The 7,887-nt window shown below is 69.1% G+C and carries 8 protein-coding genes; 3 read left to right on the forward strand and 5 right to left on the reverse strand.

The genetic code is table 11. From position 1 onward, the window contains the following. Nucleotides 1-5 precede the first annotated feature (5 nt). A complete protein-coding gene (locus A5727_RS09745; protein ID WP_068248325.1) occupies nucleotides 6-1,412 on the forward strand; it encodes a class II 3-deoxy-7-phosphoheptulonate synthase in 1,407 nt (468 codons plus the stop codon). On the opposite strand, the gene A5727_RS09750 is transcribed toward A5727_RS09745, so the two are convergent. Beyond that, on the reverse strand, nucleotides 1,409-2,596 hold the full coding sequence (locus A5727_RS09750) for a protein kinase domain-containing protein (RefSeq protein WP_068248327.1): 1,188 nt from the start codon (nucleotides 2,594-2,596) through the stop codon (nucleotides 1,409-1,411). The genes A5727_RS09745 and A5727_RS09750 overlap by 4 nt on opposite strands. Before the next feature lie 72 nt (nucleotides 2,597-2,668). On the opposite strand from A5727_RS09750, the gene A5727_RS09755 reads away from it, so the two are divergent. Continuing rightward, entirely contained in the window at nucleotides 2,669-3,073 is a 405-nt protein-coding gene (locus A5727_RS09755) for an Rv2175c family DNA-binding protein (RefSeq protein ID WP_068248330.1), read from the forward strand. Here A5727_RS09755 and A5727_RS09760 read toward each other — a convergent pair. From A5727_RS09760 to A5727_RS09775, 4 genes are all read right to left on the reverse strand, one after another. After that, nucleotides 3,067-4,590, reverse strand: coding sequence for an alpha-(1->6)-mannopyranosyltransferase A (locus A5727_RS09760; RefSeq protein WP_068248335.1), 1,524 nt, complete (start codon nucleotides 4,588-4,590; stop codon nucleotides 3,067-3,069). The genes A5727_RS09755 and A5727_RS09760 overlap by 7 nt on opposite strands. A 1-nt stretch (nucleotide 4,591) precedes the next feature. Continuing rightward, nucleotides 4,592-5,683, reverse strand: coding sequence for a bifunctional (2E,6E)-farnesyl/geranyl diphosphate synthase (gene idsA2 / locus A5727_RS09765; protein ID WP_068248357.1), 1,092 nt, complete (start codon nucleotides 5,681-5,683; stop codon nucleotides 4,592-4,594). Between the two features lie 98 nt (nucleotides 5,684-5,781). Further along, nucleotides 5,782-6,405: a DUF3153 domain-containing protein gene (locus A5727_RS09770; RefSeq protein ID WP_068248360.1), complete on the reverse strand. Its 624-nt coding sequence runs from the start codon at nucleotides 6,403-6,405 to the stop codon at nucleotides 5,782-5,784. A gap of 108 nt (nucleotides 6,406-6,513) precedes the next feature. Next, a complete protein-coding gene (locus A5727_RS09775) occupies nucleotides 6,514-7,125 on the reverse strand; it encodes a GNAT family N-acetyltransferase (protein WP_068248338.1) in 612 nt (203 codons plus the stop codon). A gap of 250 nt (nucleotides 7,126-7,375) precedes the next feature. On the opposite strand from A5727_RS09775, the gene A5727_RS09780 reads away from it, so the two are divergent. Beyond that, nucleotides 7,376-7,777, forward strand: coding sequence for an SCO2097 family morphological protein (locus tag A5727_RS09780; protein WP_068248341.1), 402 nt, complete (start codon nucleotides 7,376-7,378; stop codon nucleotides 7,775-7,777). The last annotated feature ends 110 nt before the right edge of the window (nucleotides 7,778-7,887 follow it).

Consider the following 7,887-nt stretch of genomic DNA (forward strand, 5'->3'; position numbering starts at 1 on the left):
GTCGGGTGAACTGGACCGTCGACGTACCCATCGACCAGTTGCCGTCGTTGCCGCCGCTGTCTGATGACCTGCGCAAACGACTGGACTCGGCGTTGGCGAAGCCCGCCCTGCAGCAGCCAAGCTGGGATGCCGGGCAGGCCACGGCCATGCGCACGGTGCTCGAGAGCGTACCGCCCATCACGGTGCCGCGCGAGGTGGAGAAGCTGCAGGCCCAGTTGGCCGCGGTGGCCCGCGGCGAGGCCTTCCTGCTGCAGGGCGGTGACTGCGCCGAAACCTTCGCCGACAACACCGAGCCCCACATCCGGGCCAACATCCGGACCCTGCTGCAGATGGCCGTGGTGCTGACCTACGGCGCGAGCATGCCCGTTGTGAAGGTGGCCCGCATCGCGGGGCAGTACGCCAAGCCGCGGTCATCGGACACCGACGCGCTGGGGCTGAAGTCCTACCGCGGTGACATGGTGAACGGGTTCGCCCCGGATGCCGCGGTGCGCGAACACGATCCGTCGCGACTGGTGCGCGCCTACGCCAACGCCAGCGCCGCGATGAACCTGGTGCGCGCGCTGACCGCGTCGGGCCTGGCCTCGCTGAACCTGGTGCACGACTGGAACCGTGAGTTCGTCCGCACCTCGCCGGCCGGTGCGCGGTATGAGGCGCTGGCGGGGGAGATCGACCGCGGGTTGCGTTTCATGACCGCCTGCGGCGTCAACGACCGCAACCTCGACACCGCCGAGATCTATGCGAGCCACGAGGCGCTCGTGCTCGACTACGAGCGGGCCATGCTGCGCCTGGCCGACGACGCCGACGAGGGCGCCGTGGAGGGCGAGCCGGCCAAGCTGTATGACCTGTCGGCCCACTACCTCTGGATCGGCGAACGCACGCGGCAGCTCGACGGCGCGCACGTCGCCTTCGCCGAGGTCATCTCGAACCCGATCGGCGTGAAGATCGGCCCGACCACGACGCCGGAGATGGCGCTCGAGTATGTCGAGCGACTGGACCCGCACAACGTGCCGGGCCGGCTCACGCTGATCAGCCGGATGGGCAACAACAAGGTGCGTGACGTGCTCCCGGCCATCATCGAGAAGGTGCAGACCTCCGGGCATCAGGTGATCTGGCAGTGCGATCCCATGCACGGCAACACCCACGAGTCGTCCACCGGGTACAAGACCCGGCACTTCGACCGGATCGTCGACGAGGTGCAGGGCTTCTTCGAGGTGCACCACTCCCTCGGCACCCACCCGGGCGGCATCCACGTCGAGATCACCGGCGAGAACGTCACCGAGTGCCTCGGTGGTGCCCAGGACATCTCCGACGACGACCTGGCCGGGCGCTACGAGACGGCCTGCGACCCGCGCCTGAACACCCAGCAGAGCCTGGAGTTGGCGTTCCTGGTCGCCGAGATGCTGCGGGGCTAATTCCCCAGCAGCGTCGTCAGGTTGCTGCCCAGGGCCCATGCGCCCGCGGCGACCGACCCCGTCAGCACCAGCACGATCATCAGCCAGATGGCGGTGTTGCGGCGGGCCCGCTGGCGGGCCCAGGCGAACTCGTCGAGGTGGATGCCCGCGAACTGCTCGGCCGGGGCCGCCTCCGGCGTCTCGTTCCAGTCGTCGGGTCCGCGGGTGAGCTCCCGAGTGGGGTTGCGCACCGGCAGGATCGGGGGATTGGCGGCCCGGCGCGGCTGTTTCGCGGTGGTCTGTGCCGCCGACGCGTGCTGCGCGGAGTTGCGCGGTGCGGGCACCCTGAACGCCGGCAGTCCCAGATCGGCGGCGATCGCGTCCAGGTGTGCACCCATCGCCGCGGCGTCTGGGTAGCGGTCGGCGGGAGTGCGGGCGGTGGCGCGCAGCACCAGGTCATCGAACGCGGGTGGGACACCGTCGATCTGGGAGCTGGGCGGGGGGACGTCGTGGTCCATCCGCTGGTACGCCACGGCCAGTGCCGAGTCGCCGGTGAACGGTGTTGTGCCGGTGAGCAGTTCGTAGGCCAGCACGCCGACGGAGTAGACGTCGCTGCGGGGATCGGAGTCGCCGCTGGCGACCTGCTCGGGCGACAGGTATGCCGCGGTCCCGAGAATCACACTGGTGGAGGTGATTCCGGCCTCGGCGACGGCGCGCACCAGTCCGAAGTCGACGAGTTTGACCTCGCCGTCGTCGGAGATCAGCACGTTCTCGGGTTTGACGTCGCGGTGGACGAGGCCCGCCTGGTGGGCCGCCGCCAGACCGCCCAGTACCGGCCGCAGCACCGCGGCGGCCGCATGCGGCGGCATCGGCCCGCGTTCACGCAGCAGTTCCCGCAGTGTGCCGCCCTCGACCAGTTCCATCACCAGGAACGGGTGCCTGCCGTCGATGCCCTGGTCGTAGATGGCGACCAGGCCGGGATCCTTGAGGCGCGCGACCGCGCGGGCCTCCCGCTCGAAGCGGGTGAGGAACTGCTGATCGCCCGCGTAGCGGGGATCCATGACCTTGCAGGCGACGGGTCGGTCCAGCCTGGTGTCGACGCCGCGGTACACCGTGGACATACCGCCTGAGGCGATCCTGGTCTCGACCAGATACCGGCCGTCCAACAGTGCGCCCTCGAGCGGGTCGTCAGAAGCGTTCGGCATCACTGGGTCATCGTAGGTGGACAGTCGAACCTGGCAGAAAAGTTCCGGCGCACATGCCTACACTTGTGACCCGTGAGCACCATTCCGGCCGGCGACGACGTGCTCGACCCGGACGAACCTGTCTTTGCCCTCAACCACGTCGCCGACATGCTCGGCGTCACGGTGACCAAGGTGCACCAGCAACTGCGTGACGGGCACCTCGTGGCCCTGCGTCGCGACGGCGCGGTGGTGATCCCGCAGGCGTTCTTCACCGAATCTGGTCATGTGGTCAAACCCCTGCCGGGGCTGTTGGCCGTGCTGCGCGACGGCGGTTACCGCGACACCGAGATCCTGCGCTGGCTGTTCACCGCGGATCCGTCCCTGACGCTGACGTTCAACGGGTCCAAGGAGGTGCGGGAGAACGCCCGTCCGGTGGACGCGCTGCACTCGCATCAGGCGCGCGAGGTGTTGCGGCGCGCCCAAGCGCTCGCCTACTGAGCCTGGTCCTGCCCGGCCCGCAGGCCCTGCCAACGGGCCAGTGAGTACCACGCGGCCACCCCGCAGGCCGTGGCCAGCAGGACGTGCATCCATGAGTACATGCCGTGCGAGCCGTCGGGTTTGAAGATCACCATGATCCAGGTCGAGAAGCCCGCGATCGCCGCGATCCAGGCCCGCGACTGCGTCAGCGCGGCCATCACGGCCAGCGGCCACGTGTAGTACCACGGCAGCGCCGCGGGCACGAACAGCACCACGACGGCCATGACCCAGGCGATTCCGGTGAGCGCCTCGCGGTCGGTGTGCCGGAATCGCCACCACAGCACCGGAAGTGACACGGCGATGATCGCGATGCCGACGATCCGGGTGACCTCGAGCACCGCGTAGAAGTTCACGTCGAAGACCAGGCCGACCACGGCGTTCGAGAGGTTGGCGACGGCCGTGGGGACCGTCAGCCAGTTGATGATCTTCACCGATCCGGCCAGCGCTGTCAGCCAGCCCAGGCCGACGCCGGCCAGCCAGGACGTCACCGCGAACACCGCGACGAAGATCCCCACCGATCCGGCGCCCGCGGCCAGGAAGGCCGGAACGGGGCGGCGCAGTGCGCCGGCCGGGCGGTCGCGCAGTTGCCTCATCCAGACCCAGACCAGGAACGGCAGGGCCAGTCCGGCGGTGGCCTTGACCGCGACGGCACCGGCGGCCAGCGTGATACCGGCGACCGGGTGGCGGGCGAAGGTCAGTGCGATGCCGGCCATCATCAGCCCGACCATCAGCATCTCGTTGTGCACGCCGCCCATCAGATGGATGATCACCAGGGGATTGAGCACGCAGATCCACAACGCCACGGCCGGATCGGCCTTCAGATGCCGGGCGATGCGCGGCGTCGCCCAGATCAGCAGGGCCAGCCCGGGCAGCATGCACAGGCGCAACACCATGGTGCCGGCGATGACGTTGTCGCCGACGAGCATCGTGACGAACTTGGCGATCAGGATGAACGCCGGCCCGTAGGGCGCAGTCGTCGTGGTCCAGATCGGGCTGACGTTGTCCAGCAGGGCATTCGGATTCTCAATCGGCCCCACCGCGTACGGGTCGAAGCCGTCGCGCAGCAGGGCGCCCTGCGCGAGATAGGAGTACGTGTCCCGGCTGAACAACGGCACCGACAACAGCAGCGGCGCCAGCCAGAAACCCGTGGTGGCCACCATCGTGTAGACCGTCGTGCCGCCCTCGCTGACCCGGCGCCCGAGCCACAGCCACGCTGCGAGCATGAGCGCGACACCCGACCACAGCAGCAGCGACGACACCACGAGGCCGTGCCCGAACCGCAACCAGGACAGGTGCAGGCTCTCCAGAACGGGATCGTGCAGGCGGGTGCTGCCCGCGCCGAGACCACCCGCGGTGATCATCAGGGCCCCGAGCAGGCCCAGCAGTGCGGGACGGGCCTCCTCGGCTCTGCTGAACTCGCGCAGTCGCGCGAATGCGGCACTGCGGCCGTCGCGGTGCGCAGTCGGTGCGGTCGGCATGTCAGGCGGACCGGTTGGCGGCCAGTCTGGCGAGTTCGGTGAGGCCGACCTTGGCGGAGGGGTTGATCGCCGCGGCGTCCAGGGCGGTCAGTGCGCGCTCGGTGAGTTCCTCGATGCGGGTCTCGACGGCGGCCAGCGCGCCGACGGCCTCGATGATGCCGCACAGCTCGCGGACCTGCCCGTCGGACAGTTGGCTTCCGATCGACGTGCGCAGCTTCTCGGCGGCCAGCGGGTCGTGGGACTCCGCGCGAGCGACGGCCTCGGCCCACAGGACCGTACGCTTGCCCGATCGCAGGTCGTCTCCGGACGGCTTGCCGGTGACGTCGGGGTCGCCGAACACGCCGAGCACGTCGTCGCGCAACTGGAACGCGATGCCCAGATCGGTCCCGACGTCGTGGAAGACGGCTTGGATGTCGGGTCGGTCAGCACCGGCCGCGGCCCCCAACTGCAGTGGTCGGGTCACGGTGTAGCTCGCGGTCTTGTAGGTGTTGACCGCCATCGCGGACTCGATCGAGTCGGCCCCGCTGGACTCGGCGACGATGTCGAGGAACTGGCCGCCCAGGACCTCGGTGCGGATGGCGGACCAGACGCGGCGCACCCGTCTGCGGGTGTGGTCGGACACGTCTGCGGTGGCGATGATGTCGTCGGCCCACACCAGCGACAGGTCGCCCGCCAGGATCGCCGACGAGATGCCGAACTGTTCGGGGGAGCCGTGCCAGCCGCGACTGCGGTGCTGATCGGCGAAGTGCCGGTGCACGGTCGGCATACCGCGCCGGGTGGCCGAGGCGTCGATGACGTCGTCGTGGATCAGTGCGCAGGCGTGCAGCAGTTCGAGCGCGCCGAACACCAGCAGCATGTCGTCGCTGACCTGTTCGGTCTCGGGCGCCACCGCCCGCCACCCCCAGTAGGCGAAGGCCGGTCGCACGCGCTTGCCGCCGCGCAGCACGAAGTGCTCGAGTTCGGCGATCAGTTCGTTGTAGGCGGGGCCGATGTACTCGGCGTCTCGACGACGCTCGCGCAGGTGGCGCCGTAGTTGCTCGGTGACCGCGTCAGCTACATCGACGGCCGACGGTGCCGCAGGTTTGACGCTCAGCGCGGGGCCCCTTTCTTGATGATCCACCCCAACTGAACAGAGTAGAGCCTCGGGCCTGGTTTGCGCTCCCGGGCGGGGGTGCACGCCCGGTCCGGCGACTACTCCGAACCGACCGTGGGGGAGCGGTCCCGCGTGGACCAGGCGAGCGCGGCCACCGCTGCGGACGCCAGCAGTGCCGCGATGCCCAGCCACAGGGCGCCGCCGGTGAACGAGCGGGTGCTGGGGTCGGTGTAGCGGGCCTGGGCGCTCATGGTGTTGACGATGCCGGGCTTGAGGGTCCACTCGACGACGTCGGTGTCGATCCGGTCGCCGTTGGTCGACGTGACCTCCCCGGGGAAGGACACGGTCAGTTCCACTTCGGCCTCGGTGTCGGACAGGCTGGTCAGGTCGACGCGGCCCTCGAGGATCACCAGGTTGCCCGCGCGGCGCAGGGACAGGTCGACGCCCGCCGCGTCGGCGTTGAGGTTCGCCAACTGCGGCAGCTCGCCGAAGGTCAGGTTGGAGAAGACGGCCTCGGATCCGACGTAGCCGTCCGCCTCGTAGTCGGAGACCGCGACCTTCTGGGCGAACGGCAGGTCGTTGTCGAACTGCGGACCCCTGTCGTCGGCGTTGTGGGGTTTGGCGGCGGCGATGATGTGACCGGACACCAGGTCGTCGGGAGAGACCGTGATCGACGCCCGGACCCGCACGCAGCCCACGGCCAGCGGGGCGACGACGAGCATCAGCACCACCAGCGACAGCAGCCGGGTTCGGCGCCGACCGGGGCTTGGATGGACACGCAGCACTGCGTCATCGTGCCAGACGCCCGCCCGACATGGTTGCTGGATCAGTCACAGGGGCAGTGGCCTGCCGAGGATCGCGAACGGTCGCGGATCTCCGGCGAAGTGATAACCGCGGATCACATCGTTGAACCCGAGGCGCCGGTACAACCGCCAGGCGCGGTTGTCCTCACCGTTGATCTCCGGTGTCGACAGCAGCACGCTGCGCTCCGGCCGCCCGTGCAGCAGCCTGCGGGCCAGCGCTTCACCCAGGCCGTTGCCCTGCGCGCGGGGATGGATGTGAAGCTCGGTGAGTTCGAAGTAGTCGGCGATGAGGTGGTCGATCGCGTCGCCGGGCATGCCGGTGCGGCGCAGCCCCTGCAGGACCTGCTGCTGCCACCACTGGTCGGGCGCTCCGCAGTAGCCGTAGGCCACTCCGAGCAGGGGAGCGTCGGCCAGCGCCGCCGTCGTGGGGGTGTCGCCGCCCGGCGGGTCGGCGGCCCCGTCGACCTGCACCGCTGCCACGGCTTTCCAGCCACGGCGGCGCATGTGCTCGAGCCACATCGACGCGCGCTGTTCCTCGGTGCCGCGCGGGTAGCGCATCGCGTCGACGTAGACGTGCAGGGCATCGGAGAGTCGACGCTGCATATCGCTGGGCGACAGGTCGATGAGGTAGGTGGCCAAGGCCGGTCAGTCCTCCCGGAGGCGATGACGAGCGAGCAGGGAACGTGCGCGTGCGGTCTGCTGCCATTATGTCGGTGTGGGGTGTGGCCCAGGCACCGCCGTCGAGGGCATAGAATCGGGGGTGCGAACTAGGTGGTACCACGCACATTCACCTCGTATCATCGATGTTGGCAGTCCAGCACTGGACTCACCTGACCTGATCGGGAATCCGATCGACACGACCGCCGCGGGTGCCGGCAAGGAGGGACTAATGCCACTCTCCGAGCATGAGCAGCGCATGCTTGACCAGATCGAGAGCGCGCTCTACGCCGAGGATCCGAAGTTCGCGTCAAGCGTGCGGGGAGGCACCCTGCGTGCCCCATCGGCTCGCCGTCGCTTCTACGGTGCCGGGCTGTTCATCGTCGGTCTCGCGTTGCTTGTCTCCGGCGTGGCCATCAAAGCGACCATGGTCGGAGGCTTCCCCGTCCTTTCGGTCCTCGGGTTCATCATGATGTTCGCGGGTGTCGTGTTCGCGGTGACGGGTCCGCGCGGCATCGCCAAGGACGCCAAGGGCGGTGACGCCGGGGCCTCGCATCCGAAGAAGGCGAAGGGTTCGGGCGGATCCTTCACCAGTCGGATGGAGGATCGCTTCCGCCGTCGTTTCGACGAGTGACCTTCTGAAATCTCGGCCAGCGGGCCGGCCCTGTTGAGGGGCCGGCCCTTTTTGTTGGGTTGAGGCTGGACGGACCCACCCTGAGTCCCCACTCGTCCCCACCACACAAC

Origin of the sequence: Mycobacterium sp. ACS4331 (assembly GCF_001667265.1) — a bacterium.
In the GTDB taxonomy this organism is placed as follows: Bacteria; Actinomycetota; Actinomycetes; order Mycobacteriales; family Mycobacteriaceae; genus Mycobacterium.

Coding starts and splice junctions, on each gene's coding strand:
- A5727_RS09770 (WP_068248360.1), bottom strand. CDS start 6,405: ATGCTCGTCGTCGCCCCGCTGGCCGTGGGCTGCGTGCGGGTCCGGGCG.
- A5727_RS09780 (WP_068248341.1), top strand. CDS start 7,376: ATGCCACTCTCCGAGCATGAGCAGCGCATGCTTGACCAGATCGAGAGC.
- A5727_RS09760 (WP_068248335.1), bottom strand. CDS start 4,590: ATGCCGACCGCACCGACTGCGCACCGCGACGGCCGCAGTGCCGCATTC.
- A5727_RS09750 (WP_068248327.1), bottom strand. CDS start 2,596: ATGCCGAACGCTTCTGACGACCCGCTCGAGGGCGCACTGTTGGACGGC.